Source organism: Kribbella sp. WER1, assembly GCF_054189145.1.
Genome location: NZ_CM135186.1, coordinates 1,052,474 through 1,079,460, shown reverse-complemented (window position 1 = coordinate 1,079,460; position 26,987 = coordinate 1,052,474). Strand labels below are relative to the sequence as shown.

The following is a 26,987-nucleotide window of genomic DNA, read 5'->3' as shown; positions in this document are numbered from 1 at the left end:
TTTTTGACCGTAGGACGACGGGAGCTCCTGAATGTATGGTGTCCCCCCATTCCCGAGCGAGGGCCTCTACGACGGACGGCACGAGCATGATGCTTGTGGTGTTGCCTTCGTCGCGACCCTGACCGGTGAACCGAGCCACGACATCGTGGCCAAGGCCTTGACCGCCCTGCGGAACCTGGAACACCGCGGTGCCTCCGGCGCCGAGCCCGACTCCGGCGACGGCGCCGGCATCCTGATCCAGGTGCCGGACGCGTTCTACCGCAAGGCGTGCGACTTCGAGCTGCCCGCTCCGCACAGCTACGCGACCGGTATCGCGTTCCTGCCGGCCGATCCGGACGACGCCGCGAAGGCGGTCGCCCGGATCGAGGAGCTGGCCGCCGAGGAGCAGCTGAGCGTCGTCGGCTGGCGGGACATCCCGACCACGCCCGAGCTGCTCGGTGCGACCGCGCGCTCGGTGATGCCGACGTTCAAGCAGCTGTTCGTGGCCGCGAAGGCGGGCCGCGTGCTCGGCCTGGCGCTGGAGCGGATGGCCTTCCGGCTGCGCAAGCGCGCCGAGAAGGAGACCGCGACGTACTTCCCGTCGCTGTCCGGGCGGACCATCACCTACAAGGGGATGCTGACCACCGACCAGCTGGACAAGTTCTTCCCGGAGCTGACCGACCCGGACCTGGCGTCCGCGATCGGCGTCGTGCACAGCCGGTTCTCGACGAACACGTTCCCGTCCTGGCCGCTGGCCCACCCGTACCGGTACATCGCCCACAACGGTGAGATCAACACCGTCCAGGGCAACCGGAACTGGATGCGTGCCCGCGAGGCGCTGCTCGCCAGCGACCTGATTCCCGGCGACCTGGAGCAGCTCTACCCGATCTGTACGCCGGGAGCCTCGGACTCCGCGTCCTTCGACGAGGTCCTCGAGTTGCTGCACCTCGGCGGCCGCTCGCTGCCGCACGCGATGCTGATGATGATCCCGGAGGCGTGGGAGAACGCCGCCACGATGGACCCGAAGCGGCGCGCGTTCTACGAGTTCCACTCGACGCTGATGGAGCCGTGGGACGGCCCGGCGTCGGTGGTCTTCTCCGACGGCACGAAGGTCGGCGCGGTGCTGGACCGCAACGGCCTGCGCCCCTCGCGGTACTGGGTGACCGACGACGGTCTCGTCGTCCTGGCGTCCGAGGCCGGGGTGCTGGACATCGACCCGGCGACCGTGACCGAGAAGGGCCGGCTCGAGCCCGGCCGGATCTTCCTGGTCGACGTCGACGCGCACCGGATCATCACCGACACCGAGGTGAAGAACGCGCTCGCGAACGAGAACCCGTACGACGAGTGGCTGCACGCCGGACTGATCCGCTTCGAGGACCTGCACGAGCGCGAGCACGTCGTCCACAGCCACGCCTCGGTGACCCGCCGGCAGCAGGTCTTCGGGTACACCGAGGAGGAGCTGCGGGTCATCCTCACGCCGATGGCGAAGACCGCGGCGGAGCCGATCGGCTCGATGGGGACCGACACGCCGATCGCGGTGCTGAGCGACCGGCCGCGGCTGCTGTTCGACTACTTCGCGCAGCTGTTCGCGCAGGTCACGAACCCGCCGCTGGACGCGATCCGCGAGGAGCTGGTGACCTCGCTGTCGTCCAGCCTCGGCCCGGAGTCGAACCTGCTCAGCCCGAGCCCGGCGTCCTGCCGGCAGGTGGTGATCCCGTTCCCGGTGATCACCAACGACGAGCTGGCCAAGCTCCGGCACATCAACCTCGACGGCGACATGCCCGGCCTGGCCACCACGGTCCTGCGTGGCGTGTACGACGTCGAGGGCGGCGGCGATGCCCTTCGTCAGCGGCTCGACGAGCTGTGCGCGGAGGCGAGCGCCGCGATCGAGGGCGGCGCCCGGATCCTGGTGCTGTCCGACCGGCACTCGAACGCGGACAGCGCGCCGATCCCGTCGCTGCTGCTCACCGCCGCGGTGCACCACCACCTGGTCCGGGAGAAGACCCGCACCCAGGTCGGCCTGGTGATCGAGGCCGGTGACGTCCGCGAGGTCCACCACGTCGCGCTGCTGATGGGGTACGGCGCGGCCGCGATCAACCCGTACCTGGCGCTGGAGTCCGTCGAGGACCTCTGCCGGCAGGGCACGTACCTGCCCGGGATCGAGCCGGAGCAGGCGATCCGGAACGTCGTGAAGTCGCTCGGCAAGGGCGTCCTCAAGGTGATGTCGAAGATGGGTGTCTCGACCGTCGCGTCGTACACGGGTGCCCAGATCTTCGAGGCGAACGGCCTCGCGCCGGACCTGGTCGACCGGTACTTCACCGGTACGGCGTCCAAGCTCGGCGGGATCGGGCTGGACACGCTCGCCGAGGAGGTCCGCCGCCGGCACCTGCGCGCGTACCCGGCCGACGGGATCCTGCCCGCGCACCGCAAGCTCGAGATCGGCGGCGAGTACCAGTGGCGCCGCGAGGGCGAGCCGCACCTGTTCGACCCGGACACCGTGTTCCGCCTGCAGCACAGCACGCGGACCGGGCGGTACGACATCTTCAAGCAGTACACGTCCCGGGTCGACGAGCAGTCCGAGCGGCTGATGACGCTCCGCGGGCTGTTCGGGTTCAAGTCCGGCCGCCGGTCGATCCCGATCGACGAGGTCGAGCCGGTCAGCGCGATCGTCAAGCGGTTCTCCACCGGCGCGATGAGCTACGGCTCGATCAGCATGGAGGCGCACCAGACGCTCGCGATCGCGATGAACCAGCTCGGCGGCAAGTCGAACACCGGTGAGGGCGGCGAGGACGCCGACCGGCTGTACGACCCGGCCCGGCGGAGCTCGATCAAGCAGGTCGCGTCCGGGCGCTTCGGCGTCACCGCGGAGTACCTGACGAACTCCGACGACATCCAGATCAAGATGGCGCAGGGCGCGAAGCCCGGCGAGGGCGGGCAGCTGCCCGGCCCGAAGGTGTACCCGTGGGTGGCCTCCACCCGGCACTCGACCCCGGGTGTCGGCCTGATCTCGCCGCCGCCGCACCACGACATCTACTCGATCGAGGACCTGGCGCAGCTGATCCACGACCTGAAGAACGCGAACCCGCAGGCGCGGATCCACGTGAAGCTGGTCTCCGAGGTCGGCGTCGGCACGATCGCCGCGGGTGTCTCCAAGGCGCACGCGGACGTCGTCCTGATCTCCGGCCACGACGGCGGTACCGGCGCGGCGCCGCTGACCTCGCTGAAGCACGCGGGCGGTCCGTGGGAGCTCGGCCTCGCCGAGACCCAGCAGACCCTGCTGCTGAACGGGTTGCGGGACCGGATCGTGGTCCAGACCGACGGCCAGCTGAAGACCGGCCGGGACGTCGTGATCGCGGCGCTGCTCGGCGCCGAGGAGTACGGCTTCGCGACCGCTCCGCTGGTGGTGTCGGGCTGCATCATGATGCGCGTCTGCCACCTGGACACCTGCCCGGTCGGCGTCGCCACCCAGAACCCGGTGCTGCGGGAACGGTTCAGCGGCAAGCCGGAGTTCGTGGTGAACTTCTTCGAGTTCATCGCCGAGGAGGTCCGCGAGTACCTGGCGGAGCTCGGCTTCCGGACGTTGGACGAAGCGATCGGGCACGCCGAAGTACTCGACATCGAGCGTGCGGTCGACCACTGGAAGGCCGACGGGCTCGACCTGTCGCCGATCCTGCACGTGCCGGCGCTGCCGGAGGGCGCAGCGCTGCACCAGACCGTCGAGCAGAACCACGGGCTGGACAAGGCGCTCGACAACGAGCTGATCCGGATCTGCGCCCCGGCGCTGGACAGCGGCGAGCCGGTCCGGGCGCAGGTCGCGATCCGGAACGTGAACCGGACCGTCGGCACCATGCTCGGCCACGAGATCACCAAGCGGTACAAGGCCGCCGGCCTCCCGGACGGGACGATCGACCTGACCTTCACCGGGTCGGCCGGCAACTCGTTCGCCGCCTTCGTCCCGCGCGGGGTCACCCTGCGGCTCGAGGGTGACGCCAACGACTACGTCGGCAAGGGCCTGTCCGGCGGCCGGGTGGTCATCCGGCCGGACCGGCGGGCCCGGTTCGACGCCGCTGACCAGATCATCGCCGGCAACGTGATCGCGTACGGCGCGACGTCCGGCGAACTGTTCATCAGCGGCGGCGCCGGGCAGCGGTTCTGCGTCCGGAACTCCGGCGCCACCGCGGTCGTCGAAGCGGTCGGCGACCACGCCTGCGAGTACATGACCGGTGGTCGCGTCGTCGTCCTCGGCGCCGTCGGCCGGAACTTCGCGGCGGGTATGTCGGGCGGCGTGGCCCACGTACTCGACCTGGACCGCGCCCTGGTGAACCCGGAGCTGGTCGACCTGCTCCCGCTCACCGAGGACGAGTCCGAGCTGTTGCAGGACCTGGTCCGGCGGCACCACGAGGAGACCGGTTCGGAACGGGCGGCCAAGCTGCTCGCCGACTGGGCCGCCGCCGCGCCGCGATTCACCACAGTGCTGCCGCGTGACTACGCCCGGGTGCTGGCGGCCAAGGCGGCCGCCGAGCGCGACGGCCTGGACGAGGACGCGACCACGCGAGCGATGATGGAGGCCATCTGATGGCTGACCCCAAGGGATTCCTGACCACCGGCCGCGAGGTCGCCGACCGGCGGCCGGTCGCGGAGCGGGTGCAGGACTGGAAAGAGGTCTACCCCGGCGGGCCCGGCAAGGCGCTGCTGCCGATCATCACCAAGCAGGCCGGCCGCTGTATGGACTGCGGCATCCCGTTCTGCCACAACGGCTGCCCGCTGGGCAACCTGATCCCGGAGTGGAACGACCTGGTCTGGCGCGACGACTGGTCGAGCGCGATCGAGCGGCTGCACGCGACCAACAACTTCCCGGAGTTCACCGGGCGGCTGTGCCCGGCGCCCTGCGAGACCGCCTGCGTGCTCGGCATCAACCAGGACCCGGTGACGATCAAGAACGTCGAGGTCGCGATCATCGACAAGGCCTGGGAGACCGGCGACGTCAAGCCGCAGCCGCCCGAATGGCTGACCGGTAAGACGATCGCGGTCGTCGGGTCCGGCCCGGCCGGCCTGGCCGCCGCCCAGCAGCTGACCCGCGCGGGGCACACGGTCGCCGTGTACGAACGGGCCGACAAGCCCGGCGGCCTGCTGCGGTACGGCATCCCCGAGTTCAAGATGGAAAAGGAACAGGTCGACCGCCGGATCCAGCAGATGAAGGAAGAGGGCACGGTCTTCCGCTCCGGCGTCAACGTCGGCGTCGACGTCACCGGCAGCCAGCTCAAGCAGCGGTACGACGCCGTCGTGATCGCGACCGGCGCCACCGCCGCGCGCGACCTGCCGGTCCCGGGCCGCGAGTACGGCGGCATCCACCAGGCGATGGAGTACCTGCCGCAGTCGAACCGGGCCTCGCTCGGGCAGCCCGTCGAGGACCAGATCGTTGCGACCGGCAAGGACGTGGTGATCGTCGGCGGCGGCGACACCGGTGCCGACTGCCTCGGTACGGCGCACCGTCAGGGCGCCCGGTCGGTGACCCAGCTGGAGATCATGCCGCGGCCCTCCGACGAGCGCCCGGGCCACCAGCCGTGGCCGACGTACCCGATGATCTACCGGGTCGCGTCCGCGCACGAGGAGGGCGGCGACCGGGTGTACGCCGTCTCCACGGTGAACTTCGAGGCCGATGCCGACGGCAACGTGTCCGGGCTGAACCTGGTCGAGGTCGAGTTCAAGGACGGGAAGTTCACCCCGGTCGAGGGCTCGGAGCGGACCATCCCGGCGCAGCTCGTACTGCTCGCGATGGGCTTCCTCGGCCCGGAGCGCGAGGGCTTCCTCGAGCAGCTCGGCGTCGAGCTCGACGAGCGCGGCAACGTCAAGCGGGACAAGCACTACCAGACCTCGGTCGACGGTGTGTTCGCCTGCGGCGACGCCGGGCGCGGTCAGTCGCTGATCGTCTGGGCGATCGCCGAGGGCCGGTCCTGCGCCGGCGGCGTGGACGCCCATCTCACCGGGTCGTCGACGCTACCTACCCCGATCCCGCCGACGGCACGGCCGCTCGCAGTCTGAGATCAGGGTCCCACTCCCGGTGTCCGGCGCGGTGTGCCGGACCCGGAGTGGGGCTTCTCGGTAGGTTGGTGACCGTGGTCAGGCGGCTGGTGACGAAAGCGCGGCTCCGGGCGATGGCGCCCTGGGCCGCGTTGAGCGTGCTCTTCGTGGCGACGTCGGTCGTGGTCGGGCTGTTCGCGTTCGTGAACGACTCCGAGCGGGTCACGATCGGCGCCCACGCGGCGGTCGTGTCGCCGACGTTCGACGGGCACGCGACCGTCGACCTCGGCGCGGTGCTGCCGCGGTTCCGGATCGCCAGCAGCGACCCGTTCGGGATCGGCGTCTACATCGACGTCCAGGAGACGGACGCCTCGAGTCTCACCGACCTGATCAACCGGGACGCCCTGATCGCCGCCCAGCCCGAGGGTGAGATCGCCAAGATCCAGCAGACCGTGCAGGAGATGGCGGTCGACGACGCGCTGGCCGGAGCAGGCACCGGTTTCCTGGTCGTCGTACTGATCGCGACCCTGTGGACGATGATCGGCGTACGACGGCGCCGCGAGCTGTGGCACCTCGTGCACCGGCACGAACGGCGGGTCGAGCACCGCGCGATCGTCGTCCTGGTCGCGATGCTGATCACGATCGCGTCGATCTTCGGGCCCGGCCGGATGCGCCGGGTGGAGGCGCCGCCGACCCAGTGGGTCTCGCTCGCGCAACTGCTCCCGCAGCTCGACCTCGACGACCAGCTCCAGGGCGTCCAGGTGGCGGCCGGGTTCTCCACCACCGGCGGCGTCGGGGTGATCAAGACCGCGGTCGAGACGTACCAGCGGTCGACCCAGTTCTACGGGCAGCTGAAGGACAAGGTCGGCGGGGTCGCGGACAAGATCCACCAGCCGAGCAAGGACGAGACCGTCGCGATCCAGGTCAACGACCGGCACGACAACATCGGGATGGACCCGTTCGCGGCCGAGGTCGCCAGGGTCGCCGGGTCCAAGCTGCTGATCGACGCCGGCGATGACACCTCCTCCGGACAGGAGTGGGAGGTGTTCAGCATCAACTCGCTGCGCCAGCACTTCAAGGACTTCAAGGTCGTCGCGGTGGCCGGGAACCACGACGCCGGCGGGCACGTCAAGGAGGCGTACCGCAAGAGCGGCTTCACCGTGCTGGAGAGCAAGCCGGTCGTGGTCGACGGGATCCGCTTCCTCGGCGACAGCGACCCGACCAAGACCGGCCTCGGCAGCGCGGACCAGCCCGGTGACGAGACCGTCGACCACCAGTCCAAGCGGCTCGCCGACATCGCCTGCGCGCAGCCGGAGGACAAGCGGATCTCGACGATGGTGGTGCACGACCCGTCCTCGTTCGCCGCGACCGCCGAACGCGGGTGCGCCACGCTGCTGCTGTCCGGGCACCTGCACCGGCAGGTCGGGCCGGAGACCAAGGTCGTCGACGGGCGGCCGGTGACGACGTACACGAACGGCACGACCGGGGGAGCGGCGTACGCCTTCGCGCTCGGGTACACGCTGCGGCGGCCGGGCGAGGTCACGCTGATCACGTACCTGAAAGGCGAGCCGGTCGGCCTCCAGACGGTCACCGCCGAGCTCACCGGCGACGTCACCGTCGGGGCCTACACCCCCTTGTCCTCTTGACGATTCAGCGATCCGTCGAGGAGTTCGCCAGTTGTTAACTGGCCAGTAAGGGGGGCGGACCAGCGGGGGCAGTGGTTTGCAGGAGTAGGGTTTTGTGACGTGCGTCGCGCAAAGATCGTTTGTACGCTCGGCCCGGCTACGGCCGCCCCGGAGCGCATCATGGAACTCGTCCAAGCCGGTATGGACGTCGCCAGGCTCAACCTGAGCCACGGTGCCCATGCCGAGCACGAACGGATCTACCAGCGGATCAGAACCGCCGCTGCGGAGACCGGGAACAACGTCGGCATCCTCGTCGACCTGCAGGGCCCGAAGATCCGGCTGGCCGAGTTCGCCGAGGGCAAGGCAACGCTGACCTACGGCGAGCGGTTCACGATCACCACCCGGGAGGTGCCGGGCGACCAGACCATCTGCGGGACGACGTACGACGGCCTGCCGGGCGACGTGAACCCCGGCGACCAGCTGCTGATCGACGACGGCCGGATCGCGCTGGTCGCCGAGGAGGTCACCGAGACCGACGTGATCTGCCGGGTCACCGTCGGCGGACCGGTCTCCAACCACAAGGGCATCAACCTGCCGGGCGTGTCGGTGAGCGTGCCGGCGCTGTCCGAGAAGGACGCCGAGGACCTCCGCTGGGCGCTGCACCTGCCCGCCGACATGATCGCGCTGTCGTTCGTCCGGGACGCCGCCGACATCCAGCTGGTGCACAAGATCATGGACGAGGAGGGGCTGCGGCTCCCGGTCGTCGCCAAGATCGAGAAGCCGCAGGCGGTCGCCAACCTGGACGAGATCGTCGAGGCCTTCGACGGGTTCATGGTGGCCCGCGGCGACCTCGGCGTGGAGCTCCCGCTCGAAGAGGTCCCGCTGGTCCAGAAGCTGATCATCGACCAGGCCCGGCTGAACGCGAAGCCGGTGATCGTCGCCACCCAGATGCTCGAGTCGATGATCTCCGCCCCGCGGCCGACCCGCGCCGAGGCCTCCGACGTCGCGAACGCCGTCCTCGACGGCGCCGACGCGGTGATGCTGTCCGGCGAGACCAGCGTCGGCCGGTTCCCGATCGAGACCGTCAAGACGATGGCCCGGATCGTGGAGTCCACCGAGGAACACGGCCTCAGCCGCGTCCAGGAGATCGAGTGGGAGCCGAAGACCAAGGGCGGCGTGATCGCCCGCGCGGCCGCCGACGTGGCCGAGCGGCTGGACGCGAAGTACCTGATCGCGTTCACCCAGTCCGGTGACACCGCCCTCCGCCTGGCCCGCTACCGCACCGAGGTCCCGCTGCTCGCGTTCACCCCGGTCCCGTCGGTCAGCTCCTGGCTGAGCGTCGTGTGGGGCATCACCACCCACATCGTCCCCACCGTCGAACACACCGACGAAATGGTCCGCCAGGTAGACCAACGCCTCCTCGAACTCGGCATCCTCCAAAAGGGCGACCTGGTAGTCATCGTCGCCGGCTCCCCACCCAGCATCCCCGGCTCCACCAACGCCCTCCGAGTCCACCGCATGGGCGACGCCATCGAAGGCATAGCCCCGGCATACCGCAGCCCCAACCCGTAAGAACGACCAACAACAGAAGTACTACTTGAGGCGGACGGTCACCAGACCGCCCGCCTCAACCACTTCCACGGCAAGAACAAGAGCAAGAACAACAAAGACAACTTCAGAGAAGTGGCTGGCTCGGGCAGTCAAGCGCCGCAGCAGGACAGAGAACAAGAAAGAACAAGGACGGCTGAGGGAAGTTGCTGGCTCAGGCGATCGAGTGCCGGTCGGCGGGGCGCACGACAGGGGAGGCCTCGGGCGCTGAGCGGGACAGGTGCGGAGATATGCGGTGGGCGGATGTTCTATTGCAGGTCAGCCGTGGTCTGTCCTCGCTCGTCGAAGAAGTTGTCTAGTCCTTCGGGCCGATGAACGTGTCCATGCGCTTGACGGCTCCGTGGCGGGCGACGGAGAGCACGTTCGGACGGGGCATTCGCCAGGGGACGTTTAGTTGGTCGAGGGCTTGTTGGCAGAGGTGCATGATGTCGGGGGACTCGTTCGAGAACATGTAGCGCGGGTATTCGTAGCGTTTGGGGTGGCCGGCGACTGTTCGGGTGGTCCAGTTCGCGACGCGGCAGCCGTCGGAGTTGAAGAGGCCGCGGAGGAACAGTTCGGGGTACTGGGCAACTAGGTCTTGCTGCCAGCGCTCCAGTTCGATCTTGCGGAGATGCTTCCGGCCCGGGCCGTGCTGCGGGAACAGGCACCGCCAGTGCTTCCAGTACTGGACGGCGCGTACGACGTACTCCGCCTCGTCGATCAGCCGCGGTAGGCATCGTCACACGCGATCCGCAGCGCGTACACCTCCCGCCGGTGCTTCGACAGGCAGCCGTCCCCGAGATACAGCCCCAGCAGATGTACGTACGCCGGCCCGTCGAGGGAGCCCGTCCCGCACCGCGGGCATTCGCGCGCCCGCTCCGGAGGAGCAGGCCGGTCTCGCCATTCCCGAAGCGCGGCCCGGCTGATCCCGAGCCGCTTGCTGACCGAGTTCAGACTCTCGCCGGACTCGATCGCCGCGAGTGCGGTCGCCCGCGTCCGCTCGTCGTACACGAGCCGAGTTTCGCGAGCGTCACCGGCAGTTTTTGTGCCCTGGGTGGGATTCGAACCCACACTGTATGGTGTTTGAGACCATCTTCTCTGCCGGTTGGAATACCAGGGCTTTGCGCTCGATGCGCGCTTGAAGATCCTAGCCCATCCGCCTGCTCAATCCGAAAACTGTCGGTGGTTCACGTGAGCATGTCTCATGGCTCACTTCAGGTCGCGGGAGACGGTGGAGTCCGCGTTGCGGATGTCCGACGACGGCGTGCCCGACCGTGTGAATGCGCAGATCCACGGGGTGGCGCTGCGGACGATCCGGACGTGGCGGCGTACGCGTTGTTGTTGGGGTGGTATCTGGGGGACGGATCGATCGCGCGGGCGCGGCGCGGGGTCTTCACGCTGCAGATCGTCAACGACGAGCGGTACTCCGACCTCAACCAGGAGATCGCGGAGACGATCAAGCGGGTGAAGCCGAACGCCGGCCCGTGCCTGCGGGGTGGCCGCGGGGCGATCCGGATCGAGGCTCGGTGGAAGCACTGGCCTTGTGTGTTTCCGCAGCACGGGCCGGGGAGGAAGCATCTGCGGACGATCGAGCTGGAGGACTGGCAGCGCGAGATTGTTGCCCGGTACCCCGAACAGTTGCTCCGTGGGTTGTTCCACTCGGACGGGTGCAGGGTCACGAACTGGGCGAGCAGGCCGGGGAGTGAGCAGCGGTCCCACTACCTGCGGTATCAGTTCTCGAACAAGTCCGGCGACATCCGGAACATACTCACCGAGGCGCTCGATCTGCTCGGCATCGCTTGGCGGCAGTCTCGGTACGACACGATCGCGGTGAGTCGGAGGGAGGCGGTTGCGGCGTTGGATCTGTTTGTCGGGCCGAAGTCGTGACTTGGGGTCGATAGGGTGTCGGGTGTGACTGCTAAGCGTGTGGTGATCGCCGAGGACGAGGCGCTGATCCGGATGGATCTGGCTGAGATGCTCGCGGAAGAGGGGTACGACGTCGTCGGGCAGGCGGGGGACGGCGAGGAGGCCATTCGGCTGGCGATCGAGCAGCGGCCGGATCTGGTGATTCTCGACGTGAAGATGCCGAAGCTGGACGGGTTGAGCGCGGCGGAGAAGATCGCGGGGGAGCGGATCGCGCCCGTGCTGATGCTGACCGCGTTCTCGCAGCGGGAGCTGGTCGAGCGGGCCCGGGACGCGGGCGCGATGGCGTACCTGGTGAAGCCGTTCTCGAAGGCCGACCTGCTGCCCGCGATCGAGATCGCCGCCTCCCGGTACGTCGAGCTCGCGGAGCTGGAGCGGGAGGTCGCGGATCTGGCCGAGCGGCTGGAGACCCGGAAGCTGGTGGACCGGGCGAAGTCGATCCTGCAGACCAAGTTCGGGCTGTCCGAGCCGGACTCGTTCCGGTGGATCCAGAAGACCGCGATGGACAAGCGGGTCTCGATGCGCCAGGTCGCCGAACTGGTGGTCAACGAGGCCGGCGACGCCTGAGGACGGCCTGAGGACGGCGTGAGCACAATCGGGCCGTCGGAGGCTCGTAATACCGGCGTGTCGTGACCGTGAGGTGAACCCGGCGGCGCAAAAGTGACGAACCGTGGCGGTCGCCCAGATTGACAGGCCCCGAATCTCACCGAGGCAACCCGGCTGCTGACCCTACGTCACTGACACACCTGCGGGGTCAGTATCCAGGTGGGTGGACGATGCTTACCGGGGTAACGACCTCACAACACAGCCGGTGCGCTGTTCGCTTGGAACCATGACCGGGTCTAACCTGCCGGTGCTCGCGGCAAATGCGCGAGAGTCCCGGGTTTGCTGGGACTATCCAGACATTGGAGGAACAGTGCACCAGCGTTCCGTAGTACGGGTCGGCGCGTCGCTGATCGTTGCGTCGTTGGCCCTGACCGCCTGCGGCTCACGCAGTGGCAACGACTCTGGGGGGAGCTCCGGAGGCTCGACCAAGACCGCGAAGATCGGCGTGATCGCGCCGCTGTCCGGAGACTTGTCGGCCCTGGGTCTGGGTATCCAGCACTCCGTCGAGCTGGCCGTGAAGCAGGCCAACGACTCCAACGCGATCCCGGGCTGGAAGCTCGAGGTCGTGCCGAAGGACGACGAGGCGAAGCCGGACCCGGGCAAGAACGCGGCCACCGCGCTGTCCAGCGACAAGGACGTCATCGGCGTCGTCGGCACGCTGAACACCAGCGTCAGCCAGCAGGTCCAGCCGGTCCTGTCCTCGGCGAAGATCGTCCAGGTCTCGCCGGCCAACACCGGCCCGGGCCTGACCCAGGGCGCGAACTGGCAGACCGACCCGAAGCGGCCGTATGCGACGTACTTCCGGACCTGCACCACGGACGCGGTCCAGGGCCCGTTCGCGGCCCGGTACCTGTACGAGACCGCGAAGATCACCAAGGTCGCCACGATCCACGACAAGAAGGCGTACGGCCAGGGCCTGGTCGGCACCTTCACCGAGGAGTTCAAGAAGCTCGGCGGTCAGGTCGTCGCGGCCCAGACCATCAACCCGGACGACTCGAACTACCAGGCGGCGCTGACCGCGATCAAGCCGTCGAACCCGCAGGCCATCTACTACGGCGGCGAGTACCCGCAGGCCGGCCCGCTGTCGCAGCAGGCGAAGGCCGCCGGCCTGAACGTCCCGCTGATGGGCGGCGACGGCATCTACGACCCGAAGTACATCACGCTGGCCGGTAAGACCAGCGACGGCGACCTGGCCACCTCGGTCGGCGCCCCGGTGGACTCGCTGGACTCGGCGAAGAAGTTCGTCTCGGACTACAACGCGGCCGGCTTCAAGGAGCCGTACGCGGCGTACGGCGGCTACTCCTACGACGCGGCGAACGCGATCATCGACGCGCTGAAGGTCTCGCTGAAGGACGCCAAGGACGTCGAGTCCGCGCGTCAGGCGACGGTCGATGCCATGAGCAAGGTCTCCTTCGACGGCGTCACCGGGAAGGTGGCGTTCGACCAGTACGGCGACACCACTTCGAAGGTGCTGACCGTCTACAAGGTTGCCGCCGGCAAGTGGACGACGGTCGAGACCAAGGCGTTCGAGGACAAGTAAGCAGGGTCGACCTCATGTCTGGGGGGTGGGAGTGATCCTCCCACCCCCCTGGCATGTCACAACCGAGGCAGATGGGAGGTCGACGTGGACCAGTTCTTCCAGCAACTCGTCAACGGGTTGACCTTGGGCTCGCTGTACGCCCTGATCGCGGTCGGATACACGGTCGTGTACGGCATCGTGCAGCTCATCAACTTCGCCCACGGCGAGGTGTTCATGATCGGCGCGTTCGGCGCGCTGACGACGTACCTGTTGTTCTTCAACGGTCAGACCAGCGTGTGGATCCTGCCGGTGATGATCGTCGGCGCGATGATCGCGTCGGTCAGTACCGCGGTGCTGATGGAGCGTGTCGCGTACCGTCCCCTGCGGAACGCGCCACGACTCGCACCGCTGATCACGGCGATCGGTATCTCCGTGTTCCTGCAGGAGTTCATCCGGCTGTTCTACGAACGTCCGGGCTGGACCGTTGTGGTGTTCGGCGGGCTCGCGATCGCGGCCGGCTACGCGGTCAGCCGCCGGCAGTCCGGCGCGCATCTCGACAACCCGGTCAGCAAGTGGTACGACCGAGCCCCGCTGCTCGGTGGCGCGGCCGGTGCCGTGCTGGCCTGGATCGTCGTCCTGCTGATCAGCACCGACGTGACCGCGGTGTACGTCGCGGCGGCCGTCGTCGGCGGTGCGGTCGTGGGTACGGGGATCGGCATGGCGGTCGGCGAGGCCACGAAGGCGAACGCCCGGGTCCGGGTCGACGTCCGCGCCGTGGCGGTCAGCGCCGTGGTGGCCGCGGTCGCCGCGGAGCTCGGGTGGGTGCTGTTCAAGGAGCTCATCAACAAGGTCGAGTGGCCGAGCGCGAAGGCACGGATCCCGTTCCCGCAGCTCGACGTGGTGACCGGCAAGGCGCTGCAGATCGGCGGGGTGACCGTCCAGCGGTCGGCGATCTTCACGGTCGCGGCGCTCGTGGTCTGCGCCGTACTGCTGTGGTTCTTCATCAACCGGACCCGGCTCGGCCGCGGTATGCAGGCGGTCTCGCAGGACCCGGACACCGCCCGGCTGATGGGGATCAACGTGGACCGGATCATCGTGGTCGCGTTCGCCCTCGGTGCGGTGCTCGCGGCGATCGCGGGTGTCTCGCAGGGTCTGCAGAACAACAACATCGACTTCCGGATGGGCTTCCTGGCCGGTCTGAAGGCGTTCACCGCCGCGGTGCTGGGCGGTATCGGCAACGTGTACGGCGCGGTCGTCGGCGGTCTGGTGCTCGGCGTGGTCGAGGCGATGGCCACGCAGTACATCCCGGGTCAGTTCGGCGGTAGTACCTGGAAGGATGTCTGGGCGTTCGTGATCCTGATTCTGGTTCTGGTGTTCAGGCCGCAGGGCCTGCTCGGCGCGAGGGTGGTGGACCGGGCATGACCGACGTGAAGACGTCTCCGGACGAGGCGGCGCAGGCTCCGGTCGCGAAGCCCGGCAAGCCGATCGCCTGGCCGATGGGGATCGCCGGCGCGGCGCTGGTGATCGTCGGCTCGTTCCTGTCCTGGAGCTACAACGGCCAGATCCTGAACAACCTGTCGCTCAACTTCAATCCGGGCGGCCTGCAGATCCTCGCGATCCTGGGCGCGGTGCTGTCGCTCGTCCTGCTGCTCGCGGAGAAGGGCCCGCTGCTGAAGCTGGGCTCCTGGCTGGACGCGACGCTCGGCCTGCGGATGCTCGGTACCGGGCTGGCGCTCTACATGGTGCTGATCGTGATCGCGATCACCACCCAGGCCGGCGGTCTGATCAACGTGAACCCGGGTGGTTGGATCTCGCTGATCGGCGCGCTGCTGCTCGCGGCGTCCGGCTGGATGCTGCCGTTGCGGCAACTGCGGGACATGAGCGAGGCGCGGCTGCCGGGCTGGTTCGAAATCCTGTCGATCGCGGTACTGATGGGTTCGATCCTGTACGCCGCGGCGTACGCGCTCGGCCTGGAGGACGCCTGGTCGTTCATCCTGTGCCTGGTGTTCGTCGCGGTCGTCGCGGTGACGCTGTTCCGCTCCGGGGCGATGTCGTGGATCGGGCACGTCGCGCAGCGCCGCAAGCGGGTGCTGACGCTGGCCGCGTTCGTGGTCGCGTTCCTGTTCCCGTTCACCCAGAACGGGTCGGACGCGAACATGTCGATCGCGAACCAGGTGCTGATCTTCAGCGCCACCGCGATGGGCCTGAACATCGTGGTCGGCCTGGCCGGCCTGCTGGACCTCGGGTACATCGCGTTCCTCGGCGCCGGTTCGTACACGGCCGCGGTGCTGTCGCAGTCGGCGTTCGCGACGGTCAACTGGAAGCCGCCGTTCCTGGTCGTGGTGCTGATCGGTGCCTGTGTCTCGATGATCCTGGGACTCATCATCGGTACGCCGACGCTGCGGGTGTCCGGCGACTACCTGGCGATCGTCACGCTCGGCTTCGGTGAGATCTTCCGGTTCTCGATGGGCAACCTGGACGGCAACAACGGCCCGAACCTGACCAACGGGCCGAACGGCGTACCGGGTATTCCGGACCTGAAGATCGGCGGGTTCAACTTCGGTGACGGCCATGTCGTGGCCGGGATCGATCTCGGCCGCTTCTCGAACTACTACTTCCTGCTGCTGGTCCTGATCGGATTCGTGATCCTGGTCTTCGCCCGGCTGAACAACAGCCGGATCGGCCGCGGCTGGGTGGCGATCCGGGAGGACGAGAAGGCCGCCGAGGCGATGGGCGTGAACGTGTTCGGGCTGAAGCTGCTCGCGTTCGCGGTCGGGGCCTTCCTGGCCGGTCTGGCGGGCACCATCAAGGCCCACCAGGACGCCGCGGTGAGCCCGGACCAGTACCAGTTCCTCGAGTCGGCGTTCCTGCTGGCCGCGATCGTGCTCGGCGGCATGGGCACCATCGCCGGTGTGTTGCTGGGCGCAACGATCCTGAAGCTGCTGCCGGAGAAGCTGCGGTTCTTCCAGGAGTACCGGCTGCTGATGTTCGGCCTGCTGCTGGTGCTGATGATGCGCTTCCGGCCCGAGGGGCTGGTCGCGAGCAGACGAAGGCAGCTGGAGTTCCACGAGGAGGACGAGGAACTGGCCGACGTGGCCGAAGAGGAACAGCTCGTCACCGGGGAGGCGAAATGACCACCGTGCAGGACGTGGACCGGCCGGCGGCGACCGGCGAAACGGTGCTCGAGGCAACCGGTGTGACGATGCGGTTCGGCGGTCTGCTGGCCGTGAACGACGTCAACCTGAGCGTCCGGCAGGGCGAGATCGTCGGTCTGATCGGCCCGAACGGCGCCGGCAAGACGACGTTCTTCAACTGCCTGACCGGCCTCTACAAGCCGACCAGCGGCCAGGTCCGGTTCGCCGCCTCGCCGCCGCAGAAGCGCAAGCCGATGCGGTTCCTGCCGGTGCTGCGCCGGAACGCGATCGGCGGCCACGAGATCGAGGATGTGCCGCTGCTCGAGGAGAACCCCGGCCTGACCGCGCCGGTGCCGGGTGTGCTGGCGCCGCTGCCGCCGAAGCCGCGGGCGGTCGTCCGGGCCGGGATGGCGCGGACGTTCCAGAACATCCGGCTGTTCGCGAACATGACCGCGCTGGAGAACGTGATGGTCGGCCGGTACTGCCGGACCAGCGCGGGCGCGTTCACGTCGGTGATCCACGGGCCGAAGTTCCGGCACGAGGAGGCAGCCACCCGGCTGCGGGCCCAGGAGCTGCTGGACTTCGTCGGACTCGGCAAGTCCGCCGAGAGCCTGGCCCGGAACATGCCGTACGGCGACCAGCGCCGGCTCGAGATCGCCCGGGCGCTGGCCACCGACCCGAAGCTCATCCTGCTGGACGAGCCGACGGCCGGTATGAACCCGCAGGAGACCCGGCAGGCCAGCGACCTGATCTTCAAGATCCGGGACGCCGGTCTCGCGGTGGTGGTGATCGAGCACGACATGCGGTTCATCTTCAACCTCTGCGACCGGGTGCTCTGCCTGGTCCAGGGCCAGGCCCTGATCGAGGGCACGCCCGCCGAGGTGCAGTCCGACCCGCGGGTGATCGAGGCCTACATCGGCACCGGCGAGGACGACGACGAGGCCGACTCCAGGCCGCAGGACGACGTACCGGGAGGTGAGGTCTGATGGCCGCCATGCTCGAGGTCAAGGACCTGGAAGTTGCCTACGGCAAGATCGTTGCGGTGAAGAAGATCAGCTTCAGCGTGGAGCAGGGGCAGGTGGTGTCGCTGATCGGCACCAACGGCGCCGGCAAGACCACCACGCTGAAGACGATCTCGGGGCTGCTCCGGCCGACGTCCGGCGAGGTCTGGTTCTCCGGCGAGCGGATCGACCACGTGGCGGCGCACGACATCGTCACCCGCGGCCTGGCGCACTCGCCCGAGGGGCGGCGGATCTTTCCGCGGCTGTCGGTCGAGGAGAACCTGATGCTGGGCGCGTTCTCCCGCAAGGATCCGGCGGGGGTGCGCACCGATCTGCAGGCGGCGTACGACCTGTTCCCGATCCTCGGGGAGCGGCGCAAGCAGCCGGCCGGGACGTTCTCGGGCGGTGAGCAGCAGATGCTGGCGATGGGCCGGGCGATGATGAGCCGGCCGAAGCTGCTGATGCTGGACGAGCCGTCGATGGGCCTGTCGCCGCTGATGATGAAGCGGATCATGTCCACGGTGACCGAGCTGCAGAAGCAGGGTACGACGATCCTGCTGGTCGAGCAGAACGCGCAGGCGGCGCTGAAGCGCGCCGACTTCGGGTACGTGCTCGAGGTCGGGAAGATCGTGCTGTCCGGCACCGGGCGCGACCTGCTGGTGAACGACTCGGTCCGGAAGGCCTATCTGGGCGAGGACTGACGCTCGTCACTGCTGGTTCAGTTGCGGATGGCAATCAGCAACTGGACCAGCAGCGGGGCGACGATCAGCGCGGGCAACAGGTCGGCGACCGCGACCTGCTTGATTTTCAGCAATCTGAGCGCCACACCGATGAGCATCACGCCGCCGGTGGCACCGAGCGCGGTGACGTGAGCCTCCGGCAGTACGTCGCCCAGCAACGCTCCGACAGCGGTCATCGAGCCTTGCACCACGAGGACGACGAGTGCCGACGCGGCGACGCCCCAGCCGAAGGACGCCGCGAAGGCGATGCTGGTGAAACCGTCGAGAACCGCCTTCAGGAACAGCTGATCCGCGCCGCGCCCCAGGCCGTCGGACAAAGAACCGAGGAACGTCAGCGGCCCGACGCAGAACACCATCGACGCGGACACGAACCCTTCGACGAACTTGCCCTCGCCCTCACCGCGGTCGAACCGGTGCTGCATCCAGGCGCCGAACCCCTCCAGCCGCTGCTCGATCCGCAGCAGCGAGCCGATGATCCCGCCGATCAGCATCGCGCCGAGCACGATCAGCACCGGCGCGCTGGAACCGACCGCGTCGCTGAGCGCCTTGTCACCGACGGTGAGCGCCGACGAGATCGCGATCAGCAGCGTGACCAGCCCGATCGCGTCGGTGACCAGGTCCCTGGTCCGGTGACTGAGCCGGTGGCCGACGAGCACGCCGAGTACCGAACCGACGAGCACCGTCGCGACGTTCACGACGGTCCCGATTCCGATGAACAACCTGGTCTCCTACCCGACTTTGCAGGTGCCTCGCGAGGGCCTACTGTTGCGCGAGGACGAGCGTATCGGCCCGTCTGTTCACCTCGGGGGTGGACCGGACCGGGAGGTCGCTGTGGTGGCAGCCGTCGAGGTGAGGGACGCGCAGCCGGGGGACGCGGGTGCCCTGGTCACGTTGTGGCGCGAGCTCGGCACCGCCGCCGGGCTGCCGTCCCGGTTGCCCGCGCCGCCCTCCACGGCCGCCGCGGAGGTTGCCGTCAGCAAACATCTCGGCGATCCGGCCGGCCGGCTGTTGGTGGTCGAGCTGGACGGCGAGGTGCACGGCATGGCGTACCTGCGCCGGACCGCGATCAGCCCGCTGCACGACGACACCACGGTCACCGTCGAGTACCTGCACGTCTCCGACGCCGCCCGCCGGCACGGTCTCGGCCGGGCGCTGATCGCCGAGGCGGTCGCCTGGGCCGAGCATGAGAGCTGCGCGCACCTGGCCGTGGTCGCGCCCGCGATCGCCCGCGAGGCGAACCGGTTCCTGGCCCGCCTCGGTCTCGGCCAGGCCGGCGTACTGCGGTTCGCGAACACGCTGACCGTCCGCCGCCGGCTCGCCGCCGAGCACGCGCCGAACCTGCTCGCCCTGCTCTCCTCGCGCCGGACGGCCTTCGCCCGTCGCGCGGTCAGCTCCCGGGCGGAGCCTTAGAGTCCCCGCGAGCAGGCGGCGCCTGCTGCGCGCCACCTACTCGCGGGGACTCTGAATCAGCTGGCAAGTGATCCGCGCCGTACACACCCGCTTGTCCCGGTCGTCGGTGATGACGACCTCGTACGACGTCGTCGTCCGGCCGAGGTAGACCGGTGTCGCCACGCCGGTGACGAGTCCGTCGCGGACCGCCCGGTGGTGGGTGGCGTTGATGTCGACGCCGACCGCGACCTTCCCGTACGTCGCGGCGTGCAGCGCGGAGCCGATCGAGCCGAGGCTTTCGGCCAGGACGCAGGACGCGCCGCCGTGCAGCAGGCCGTACGGCTGCGTGTTGCCCTTGACCGGCATGGTCGCGACCACCCGGTCGGCCGTCGCCTCGCTGACAACGATTCCCATCGTCTGGAGGAGGGTGCCCTCCAGGCTCATGCCCGGTCCGAGATTCGATTCATCTGTCACGGCAGCAGTGTGTCAGAACTGTCCGTGGGACCCACTAGAGTCGGTATGTGGCTCCAGAAACGAACACCTCGACGATGACCAAGGACCCCGCGACCCCGGGCACCGGGCGACCGCGGATCCTGCTGCTGGACGGGCACTCGCTGGCGTACCGGGCGTTCTACGCGCTCCCGGTGGAGAACTTCTCCACCACCACCGGGCAGCACACCAACGCGGTGTACGGGTTCACCTCGATGCTGATCAACATGCTCCGCGACGAGCAGCCCACCCATGTCTGCGTCGCGTTCGACGTGTCCCGCAAGACCTTCCGCACCGAGCAGTACGCGGAGTACAAGGCCGGCCGGTCGAAGTCGCCGGACGAGTTCAAGGGCCAGATCTCGCTGGTCAAGGAGGTGCTGGAGGCGCTCCGGATCCCGACCACGGAGGTCGACGGCTGGGAGGCCGACGACATCCTGGCCACGCTCGCGACGCAGGCCGACGAGCAGGGCTTCGAGGTGCTGATCAGCAGCGGCGACCGGGACTCCTTCCAGCTGATCAACGAGAACGTCACGGTGCTGTACCCGAAGCGTGGCGTCTCCGAGATCGCCCGGATGGACCCGGCCGCGATCGAGGAGAAGTACGGCGTCGGGCCGCGGATGTACTCCGACCTCGCCGCGCTGGTGGGGGAGCAGAGCGACAACCTGCCCGGCGTCCCGGGCGTCGGCCCGAAGACGGCTGCCAAGTGGCTGAACCAGTTCGGTTCGCTGAACGACCTGATCGACCGGGTGAACGAGATCAAGGGCAAGGCCGGCGACTCGCTGCGCGAGCACCTCGCCGACGTGATCCGGAACCGGCAGATCAACGAACTGGTCCGGGACCTGACCCTGGACGTCTCGGTGGACGACCTGGCCCGGGTCGCCTGGGACCGGGACAAGGTGCACACGCTGTTCGACAGCCTGGAGTTCCGGGTGCTGCGCGAGCGGCTGGTGGCCGAGCACGAGGAGGTCGACGCGACCGTCGACCACGGCTTCGAGCTGGACGGCGTGCAGCTGAAGCCCGGCGAGCTGGCGGCCTGGCTGAAGGAACACGTCAGCGGCGGCGAGCGGGTCGGCGTCGCGGTGCAGGGCAGCTGGGGCGGCGGCACCGGGCAGATCACCGGGCTCGCGCTGGCGAACACGACCGGCGCCGCGTCCTGGTTCGACCCGGAGGCGCTGACCGCCGACGACGAGGAGGCCTGGAAGGCCTGGCTCGCGGACCCGGCCCTGCCGAAGGCGCTGCACGACGTGAACGGTCCGCTGCTCGGCTTCCTGGAGCGCGGCTGGACGCTCGGCGGGCTGAGCTCCGACACGCAGCTGAGCGCGTACCTCGTCCGCCCGGACCAGCGCGCGTACGACCTCGCCGACCTGACCGTGCGGTACCTCAAGCGCGAGCTGCGCAACGAGGAGGCCGACAACGGGCAGCTGAGCTTCGACGACGTCGAGGGTGGCCCGGCCGCGGACCACACGATGCTGCGCGCCCGCGCGATCGCTGACCTCGCCGACACGCTGGACGCCGAGCTCGAGAAGCAGGCCGGTACGGCGCTGCTCGCCGACGTCGAGCTGCCGCTGATCCAGGTGATCGCGGCGATGGAGCGGGACGGGATCGCGGTCGACCGGCCGTACCTGGAGCAGCTCGAGGAGCGGTTCGCGACCGGCGTCCGGGAGGCGGCCACGGCGGCGTACGAGGTGATCGGCAAGGAGATCAACCTCGGGTCGCCGAAGCAGCTGCAGGTGGTGCTGTTCGACGAGCTGCAGATGCCGAAGACCAAGCGCACCAAGACCGGGTACACCACGGACGCGGACTCGCTGCAGGCGCTGTACGAGAAGACCGAGCACCCGTTCCTGGCGTACCTGCTGGCGCACCGGGACGCGACCCGGCTGCGGCAGACCGTCGAGGGCCTGCTGAAGACGATCAGCCCGCGCGACGGCCGGATCCACACCACGTTCAACCAGACGATCGCGGCGACCGGCCGGCTCAGCTCCACCGAGCCGAACCTGCAGAACATCCCGATCCGGACCGAGGAGGGCCGCCGGATCCGGCAGGCGTTCGTGGTCGGCGAGGGCAACGAGTCGCTGATGTCGGCCGACTACAGCCAGATCGAGATGCGGATCATGGCGCACGTGTCGAAGGACCAGGGCCTGATCGACGCGTTCAACTCCGGGATGGACTTCCACTCGGTGACCGCGTCCCGGGTGTTCTCGGTCGAGCCGGGCGACGTCACGCAGGAGCAGCGGGCCAAGATCAAGGCGATGAACTACGGCCTCGCCTACGGCCTGTCGGCGTACGGTTTGAGCCAGCAGCTGAAGATCGGCGTCGACGAGGCCAAGGGCCTGATGGACGAGTACTTCGAGGGCTTCGGCGGGGTCCGGGACTACCTGCGGTCGATCGTGATCGACGCCGGCAAGACCGGGTACACCGAGACGATCCTGGGCCGCCGGCGGTACCTGCCGGACCTGACCAGCGACAACCGGCAGCGGCGCGAGATGGCCGAGCGGATGGCGCTGAACGCGCCGATCCAGGGCTCGGCCGCGGACGTGATCAAGATGGCGATGCTCAAGGTCGACGCGTCACTGCGCGGGTCCGGCCTGAAGTCGCGGATGCTGCTCCAGGTCCACGACGAACTCGTCTTCGAGATCGCCCCGGGCGAGCGCGAGGCGCTCGAGGAGCTGGTCCGCCACGACATGGGCCACGCCGTCGACATGGCCGTCCCGCTGGACGTCTCGGTCGGCGTCGGCCGCACCTGGCACGAGGCCGCGCACTGAGCTGATGGAGGCGAACCGGCCGTTCCGGTGGGACCTGATCCGGCCGGACAACCTCGGCTCGCTGCTCGACGACGTACAGATCTGGGAGCTGTTCTTCCTCGACGACCTGATCCGCTGTGCGGCGCGGGTGCTGGGGCAGTGCGGCGACGGTGAGCTGTACTTCGTCGGGCGGTCGGTGGACAGCCTGTTCGATCTGCTGAGCGGGGCGTTGGCGGACACGGAGTGGTGCTCGCGGCTGCATCCGCTGCCGTTGTCGCTGTTCGGGTCGGACGGGCAGGCGTTCACCGGCGGTGAGCTGCGGCAGCTCCGGACGAACCTGGCCGCGGACGGGCTCGCGCCGGCCAAGCTGATGCGCGGGCGGCCGACGGTGTTCGTCGACCTGGTCCACGAGGGATCGACGTTCGAGAACCTGTACGCCGTGCTGCGCCGGTGGGCCGACGACGAGCATGCGCAGTGGGACGTGATCCGGCGGCAGGTGCGGTTCGTCGGCATCACGGCCCGGAAGAAGACCAGCCCGAACACCTGGCGCTGGCAGCAGCACGCCGGGTTCGCGGCGGAGCTGCCGGCGTCGGCGATCCGGAACGTGTCGCTGGACGCCCGGCTCTGGTCGTACTTCGGCGACTACCAGTACAAGACCGCCGCCTCGTTCCGCCGGACCCGTTGGACCGATCCGGAGGTGGCGGACCCGCGCCGGGACGAGAAGACGCGGATGGCGCTGGCCGAGGCGGTGAAGCTGGTCGCGGCCGCGCGGACGCCGAAGGTACGGCGCCGGCTCGCGGAGCTGCTGGTCCGGGAGCCGGCGGTCAGCGAGCGCTGGCTACGCGACCTCCAGGTCAGTCTGCGGCGGTGACGTAGACCGGCTGGTCGGCGGGGGAGAGGGCCCGCTCGATGCACAGGTGTTCGCGGGCCGTCAGGTCGGGGAGCGCGTCGAGCGGCCACCAGCCGACCTCGGTGGACTCGTCGTCGTTGACGCGTGCCTCGCCGCCGAGCGGCCGGCAGCGGAAGCTGAGGTCGAGGAACTGGACCCGGTCGCCGTTCGGGTAGGCGGCCGGGGGAGTGGCCTCGATGCTGAGCAGCCGGTCGACCTGGGCCTCGATCGCGGTCTCCTCCTGGATCTCGCGGACGACCGCGACCGCGGGCTCCTCGCCCGGCTCCAGGATGCCGCCGATCAGGCTCCAGCGGCCGTTGTCGGCGCGCTTGACCAGCAGCACCTCGTCCCGGTCGTTGAGGACCACCGCGCTGAGCCCGGTGAGCCAGAGCAGGTCGTGCCCGATCTTCGCGCGCAGGTCCAGGATGAACTTCGGTGTCGGCATGTTCCCGACCCTAGCGGCCCGCCAGGAGAGGGTTTCTTGACGCAAGAAAGTTGGGCGTCAGGGGGCAAGGGGTAAACGCTTACAGCGCAAGATACCGACGGTGATCATCCGATCCCGATCAGTGCCCGGCGACCTCTTCCGTCAACTCATTTTCTATGTCATTCTCCCGGGCAAGATCCGAGATCCTATTGGATATTGCTATCGGATATTTCGTCTTTGTTCCGACCCAGCCGCCTTGGAGGAACCATGTCGAACGATCACGCACGCCCGGAAGTGAGCCGCCGGTCCTTGCTCACCGGGGCCCTCGGGCTCACCGCGGCGACCGCCACCGGCGGCCTGCTCAGCGGGTGCAGCGGCGGTGGCAACCCGGGCGGCGCGACCGCGGGCGCCGGTGACGTGGTCCCGAGCGTCACCCTCGGCCCGAAGCTCGCCACGGTGCAGTACCCGGAGGGGTACGTCGGCCCGGTCGCCCGCGAGCTGAAGCCGCTGACGGCTGAGAAGGTGACGTTCAAGATCGTCGTACCGCAGGACGTCACGATCGGGGACTGGAAGACCAACGCGTTCACCAAGTGGCTGGAACAGAAGACCAACGTCCACATCGAGTGGAACCAGGTCGGCGGTACCGACGACGACATCATGACCAAGGTGAACGCGATGATCGCGGCCGGCGACATCCCGGACGCGTTCATGGGCGTGAAGTTCACCCGCTCGCAGCTGTTCCTGTACGGCCAGCAGGGCCTGTTCACCGACGTCGGCCAGCACATCGGCGGGTACGCGCTGAACTTGCAGCAGGCGATGAAGGACTACCCGGACACCCGCAAGCTGGTGCAGGCGCCGGACAAGAAGATCTACTCGTTCCCGAGCATCAACGACTGCTACCACTGCCGGGCGAGCAACGGCCGGACGTTCCTGAACACCGACTGGCTGCAGCAGGTCGGCCTGGACGTCCCGAAGACCACCGACGAGTTCCGCGAGGTACTGCGCGCGTTCAAGAAGGCCGACCTCGGCGGCAACGGCAAGACGATCCCGTTCGCCGGCTACAAGGACGCGGCGCTCGACTCCTACTTCATGAACGCGTTCCTCTACAACCCGGGCGACCCGTGGCTGGTCGTCCACGACGGCAAGGTCGACGTCACGTTCGACAAGGACGAGTGGCGCGAGGGCCTCAAGTACCTGCACGGCCTGTATGCCGAGGGGCTGATCAACAAGGACGTGTTCACCGCCGACCAAGACCAGATGGAGCGGTACGGGAACTCCCCGGGCAAGCCGATCATCGGCGGCGCCCGCTCGTACTACTGGGGCGGCTTCGTCGACATCGACCAGAAGGACCCGAACGCCCGCTGGCGCAAGTACCAGGCGATCCCGCCGCTGGAGGGCCCGAACAAGGTCCGGTACGCCGCCTGGAACTACCTCGGCGTCGGCGTCGACGTGGCCAAGCTCGTGATCACCAAGAAGTGCGCGAAGCCGGAGCTGATGGTGATGTGGGCGGACGCCCAGATGGAGCTCGAGGCGATCCTGCGCGGGTACGGCGGCCCGAAGTTCGCGTGGGCGAAGAAGGGCGAGCTCGGGATCAACGGCAAGCAGGCGATCTACGGCTTCGACGCGACCTGGAACACCGGCAAGAACCTGAGCTGGAGCCAGGACAACGCGATGTACCGGTCCCAGGACTTCCGGCTCGGCGAGAAGGTGAACCCGAAGGACCTGACGTTCGAGAAGCCGCTGTACCAGCAGACCGTGGACAGCTACTTCCCGTACAAGCAGCCGCAGGAGATGCAGTTCCCGCCGGTCACGCTCGACCAGGACCAGGCGGCGCAGGAGGCGGAGCTGAAGACCAACCTGAAGAACGAGGTCTCGCAGTCGCTGTCGCGGTTCGTCACCGGTCAACTCGATCCGAACGACGACGGCGCCTGGAACGACTACAAGGACCGGGTCGCGAAGATCGGCGTCAAGCCGTACGTCGACCTCCAGCAGGCCGCGTACGAGACGTACAACTCATGAGCAGCCCTACCGCGCCGGTCCAGGACACCCGCTCGGACAAGATCGTCTCGGCCTGCATCTACACCGCGCTCGGGCTGTTCTGTGTCGCCGTCCTCTACCCGCTCGTGTACGTCGTCAGCGCGTCGGTCAGCGACACCAAGAAGGTCGCCGCGGGCGAGGTCTGGCTGTGGCCGGTCGGGTTCACCCTCGACGCGTACAAGGCGGTCTTCGACTACAAGTCGATCGTCAGCGGGTTCGGCAACTCGGTGTACTACGCGGTCGTCGGGGCCGTGATCGCGACGGTGCTCACGCTGCTCGCGGCGTACCCGCTGTCCAGGAAGGGCCTTCCGGGCAAGGGCCTGATCATGGCGGCGTTCGTGTTCACGATGATGTTCAGCGGCGGGCTGATCCCGACGTACCTGGTGGTGGACAAGCTCGGGCTGCTGAACACCCGATGGGCGATCATCTTGCCGGCCGCGCTCGCGGTCTGGAACGTGATCATCACCCGGACGTACTTCATGGTGACGATCCCCGAGGAACTGGTGGAGGCCGGCAAGGTCGACGGCTGCAGCGACTTCGGGTTCTTCTGGCGGATCGTGCTGCCGCTGAGCAAGCCGATCATCGCGGTGAACCTGCTGTTCTACGCGGTCGGGCAGTGGAACTCGTTCTTCAACGCGCTGATCTACCTGACCAACGAGCACCTGTTCCCGCTGCAGGTGATCCTCCGGCAGATCCTGATCCAGTCGAAGATCGACCCGTCGCAGATGCCGGACACCAGCAAGCTCGTCCAGCTGAAGGAACTGCAGCAGCAGCTGAAGTACTCGCTGATCGTGATCGGGATGATTCCGCCGCTGCTCGTCTACCCGTTCGTGCAGAAGCACTTCGTCAAGGGAGCCATGATCGGCTCCCTGAAGGGATGACC

The 26,987-nt window shown here is 68.4% G+C and carries 21 protein-coding genes and 1 tRNA gene; 16 read left to right on the top strand and 6 right to left on the bottom strand.

Features of this window, described 5'->3' with window-relative positions:
* Positions 1-31: 31 nt before the first annotated feature.
* The 4 genes from gltB to pyk all read left to right on the top strand — a co-directional run bounded on the left by gltB (position 32) and on the right by pyk (position 9,197).
* Positions 32-4,555, top strand: a complete 4,524-nt coding sequence (gene gltB / locus ACXJJ3_RS05315) for a glutamate synthase large subunit (protein WP_458168810.1) — start codon at positions 32-34, stop codon at positions 4,553-4,555.
* Positions 4,555-6,021: a glutamate synthase subunit beta gene (locus tag ACXJJ3_RS05310; RefSeq protein ID WP_458168809.1), complete on the top strand. Its 1,467-nt coding sequence runs from the start codon at positions 4,555-4,557 to the stop codon at positions 6,019-6,021. Before gltB ends, ACXJJ3_RS05310 begins: the two co-directional genes overlap by 1 nt.
* Positions 6,022-6,095: 74 nt before the next feature.
* The gene (locus ACXJJ3_RS05305) at positions 6,096-7,646 is read left to right on the top strand and encodes a metallophosphoesterase family protein (RefSeq protein ID WP_458168808.1); all 1,551 of its coding nucleotides are present in this window, start codon (positions 6,096-6,098) and stop codon (positions 7,644-7,646) included.
* A 99-nt stretch (positions 7,647-7,745) separates the two neighbouring features.
* The gene (gene pyk / locus ACXJJ3_RS05300) at positions 7,746-9,197 is read left to right on the top strand and encodes a pyruvate kinase (RefSeq protein ID WP_458168807.1); all 1,452 of its coding nucleotides are present in this window, start codon (positions 7,746-7,748) and stop codon (positions 9,195-9,197) included.
* A 331-nt stretch (positions 9,198-9,528) separates the two neighbouring features.
* Here pyk and ACXJJ3_RS05295 read toward each other — a convergent pair whose 3' ends face one another.
* The 3 genes from ACXJJ3_RS05295 to ACXJJ3_RS05285 form a co-directional block, all read right to left on the bottom strand.
* Positions 9,529-9,684 (bottom strand): hypothetical protein, encoded by a 156-nt coding sequence (locus ACXJJ3_RS05295; RefSeq protein ID WP_458168806.1) that lies wholly within the window; start codon positions 9,682-9,684, stop codon positions 9,529-9,531.
* Positions 9,685-9,932: 248 nt separating this feature from the next.
* The gene (locus ACXJJ3_RS05290; RefSeq protein WP_458168805.1) at positions 9,933-10,223 is read right to left on the bottom strand and encodes a helix-turn-helix domain-containing protein; all 291 of its coding nucleotides are present in this window, start codon (positions 10,221-10,223) and stop codon (positions 9,933-9,935) included.
* 35 nt (positions 10,224-10,258) lie between these two features.
* Positions 10,259-10,332, bottom strand: a tRNA-Leu gene (locus ACXJJ3_RS05285).
* Between the two features lie 200 nt (positions 10,333-10,532).
* On the opposite strand from ACXJJ3_RS05285, the gene ACXJJ3_RS05280 reads away from it, so the two are divergent.
* The 7 genes from ACXJJ3_RS05280 (at position 10,533) to ACXJJ3_RS05250 (ending at position 18,096) form a co-directional block, all read left to right on the top strand.
* Entirely contained in the window at positions 10,533-11,099 is a 567-nt protein-coding gene (locus ACXJJ3_RS05280) for a transcriptional regulator (RefSeq protein ID WP_458168804.1), read from the top strand.
* Between the two features lie 15 nt (positions 11,100-11,114).
* Positions 11,115-11,702 carry an ANTAR domain-containing response regulator gene (locus ACXJJ3_RS05275; protein ID WP_141862072.1) on the top strand — a complete coding sequence of 196 codons (588 nt, stop codon included), beginning with the start codon at positions 11,115-11,117 and terminating at the stop codon, positions 11,700-11,702.
* Positions 11,703-12,051: 349 nt separating this feature from the next.
* Positions 12,052-13,281 carry a branched-chain amino acid ABC transporter substrate-binding protein gene (locus tag ACXJJ3_RS05270; RefSeq protein ID WP_458168803.1) on the top strand — a complete coding sequence of 410 codons (1,230 nt, stop codon included), beginning with the start codon at positions 12,052-12,054 and terminating at the stop codon, positions 13,279-13,281.
* A gap of 84 nt (positions 13,282-13,365) precedes the next feature.
* Entirely contained in the window at positions 13,366-14,682 is a 1,317-nt protein-coding gene (locus tag ACXJJ3_RS05265; protein ID WP_458168802.1) for a branched-chain amino acid ABC transporter permease, read from the top strand.
* Positions 14,679-16,394: a branched-chain amino acid ABC transporter permease gene (locus tag ACXJJ3_RS05260; RefSeq protein ID WP_458168801.1), complete on the top strand. Its 1,716-nt coding sequence runs from the start codon at positions 14,679-14,681 to the stop codon at positions 16,392-16,394. Before ACXJJ3_RS05265 ends, ACXJJ3_RS05260 begins: the two co-directional genes overlap by 4 nt.
* Complete coding sequence (locus ACXJJ3_RS05255) at positions 16,391-17,380, top strand: ABC transporter ATP-binding protein (RefSeq protein ID WP_458168800.1); 990 nt, start codon at positions 16,391-16,393, stop codon at positions 17,378-17,380. Before ACXJJ3_RS05260 ends, ACXJJ3_RS05255 begins: the two co-directional genes overlap by 4 nt.
* Positions 17,380-18,096 (top strand): ABC transporter ATP-binding protein, encoded by a 717-nt coding sequence (locus ACXJJ3_RS05250; RefSeq protein WP_458168799.1) that lies wholly within the window; start codon positions 17,380-17,382, stop codon positions 18,094-18,096. Before ACXJJ3_RS05255 ends, ACXJJ3_RS05250 begins: the two co-directional genes overlap by 1 nt.
* 17 nt (positions 18,097-18,113) lie before the next feature.
* Here ACXJJ3_RS05250 and ACXJJ3_RS05245 read toward each other — a convergent pair whose 3' ends face one another.
* Positions 18,114-18,854 (bottom strand): DUF554 domain-containing protein, encoded by a 741-nt coding sequence (locus ACXJJ3_RS05245; RefSeq protein WP_458168798.1) that lies wholly within the window; start codon positions 18,852-18,854, stop codon positions 18,114-18,116.
* A 115-nt stretch (positions 18,855-18,969) separates the two neighbouring features.
* Here ACXJJ3_RS05245 and ACXJJ3_RS05240 point away from each other — a divergent pair, with 115 nt between their 5' ends.
* The gene (locus ACXJJ3_RS05240) at positions 18,970-19,545 is read left to right on the top strand and encodes an N-acetyltransferase family protein (RefSeq protein ID WP_458168797.1); all 576 of its coding nucleotides are present in this window, start codon (positions 18,970-18,972) and stop codon (positions 19,543-19,545) included.
* A 36-nt stretch (positions 19,546-19,581) separates the two neighbouring features.
* On the opposite strand, the gene ACXJJ3_RS05235 is transcribed toward ACXJJ3_RS05240, so the two are convergent.
* On the bottom strand, positions 19,582-19,998 hold the full coding sequence (locus ACXJJ3_RS05235; RefSeq protein ID WP_458168796.1) for a hotdog fold thioesterase: 417 nt from the start codon (positions 19,996-19,998) through the stop codon (positions 19,582-19,584).
* Between the two features lie 74 nt (positions 19,999-20,072).
* Here ACXJJ3_RS05235 and polA point away from each other — a divergent pair, with 74 nt between their 5' ends.
* Together polA and ACXJJ3_RS05225 are read left to right on the top strand one after the other, a co-directional pair.
* Entirely contained in the window at positions 20,073-22,775 is a 2,703-nt protein-coding gene (gene polA, locus ACXJJ3_RS05230) for a DNA polymerase I (RefSeq protein ID WP_458171859.1), read from the top strand.
* 4 nt (positions 22,776-22,779) lie between these two features.
* Positions 22,780-23,625, top strand: coding sequence for a hypothetical protein (locus ACXJJ3_RS05225; RefSeq protein ID WP_458168795.1), 846 nt, complete (start codon positions 22,780-22,782; stop codon positions 23,623-23,625).
* On the opposite strand, the gene ACXJJ3_RS05220 is transcribed toward ACXJJ3_RS05225, so the two are convergent.
* On the bottom strand, positions 23,609-24,088 hold the full coding sequence (locus tag ACXJJ3_RS05220; protein ID WP_458168794.1) for an NUDIX hydrolase: 480 nt from the start codon (positions 24,086-24,088) through the stop codon (positions 23,609-23,611). The two genes, ACXJJ3_RS05225 and ACXJJ3_RS05220, sit on opposite strands and share 17 nt — an antisense overlap.
* Before the next feature lie 246 nt (positions 24,089-24,334).
* Here ACXJJ3_RS05220 and ACXJJ3_RS05215 point away from each other — a divergent pair, with 246 nt between their 5' ends.
* Positions 24,335-26,086: an extracellular solute-binding protein gene (locus ACXJJ3_RS05215; protein ID WP_458168793.1), complete on the top strand. Its 1,752-nt coding sequence runs from the start codon at positions 24,335-24,337 to the stop codon at positions 26,084-26,086.
* Positions 26,083-26,985 carry a carbohydrate ABC transporter permease gene (locus tag ACXJJ3_RS05210; RefSeq protein WP_458168792.1) on the top strand — a complete coding sequence of 301 codons (903 nt, stop codon included), beginning with the start codon at positions 26,083-26,085 and terminating at the stop codon, positions 26,983-26,985. Before ACXJJ3_RS05215 ends, ACXJJ3_RS05210 begins: the two co-directional genes overlap by 4 nt.
* Positions 26,986-26,987 lie beyond the last annotated feature (2 nt).

Bases quoted from the DNA above. Each gene is read 5' to 3' on its own strand.
- ACXJJ3_RS05260 (WP_458168801.1), top strand. From the start codon at position 14,679: ATGACCGACGTGAAGACGTCTCCGGACGAGGCGGCGCAGGCTCCGGTC.
- ACXJJ3_RS05220 (WP_458168794.1), bottom strand. From the start codon at position 24,088: ATGCCGACACCGAAGTTCATCCTGGACCTGCGCGCGAAGATCGGGCAC.
- polA (WP_458171859.1), top strand. From the start codon at position 20,073: ATGACCAAGGACCCCGCGACCCCGGGCACCGGGCGACCGCGGATCCTG.
- ACXJJ3_RS05250 (WP_458168799.1), top strand. From the start codon at position 17,380: ATGGCCGCCATGCTCGAGGTCAAGGACCTGGAAGTTGCCTACGGCAAG.
- ACXJJ3_RS05210 (WP_458168792.1), top strand. From the start codon at position 26,083: ATGAGCAGCCCTACCGCGCCGGTCCAGGACACCCGCTCGGACAAGATC.
- ACXJJ3_RS05215 (WP_458168793.1), top strand. From the start codon at position 24,335: ATGTCGAACGATCACGCACGCCCGGAAGTGAGCCGCCGGTCCTTGCTC.
- ACXJJ3_RS05295 (WP_458168806.1), bottom strand. From the start codon at position 9,684: ATGTTCTCGAACGAGTCCCCCGACATCATGCACCTCTGCCAACAAGCC.
- ACXJJ3_RS05225 (WP_458168795.1), top strand. From the start codon at position 22,780: ATGGAGGCGAACCGGCCGTTCCGGTGGGACCTGATCCGGCCGGACAAC.
- ACXJJ3_RS05310 (WP_458168809.1), top strand. From the start codon at position 4,555: ATGGCTGACCCCAAGGGATTCCTGACCACCGGCCGCGAGGTCGCCGAC.
- gltB (WP_458168810.1), top strand. From the start codon at position 32: ATGTATGGTGTCCCCCCATTCCCGAGCGAGGGCCTCTACGACGGACGG.
- ACXJJ3_RS05255 (WP_458168800.1), top strand. From the start codon at position 16,391: ATGACCACCGTGCAGGACGTGGACCGGCCGGCGGCGACCGGCGAAACG.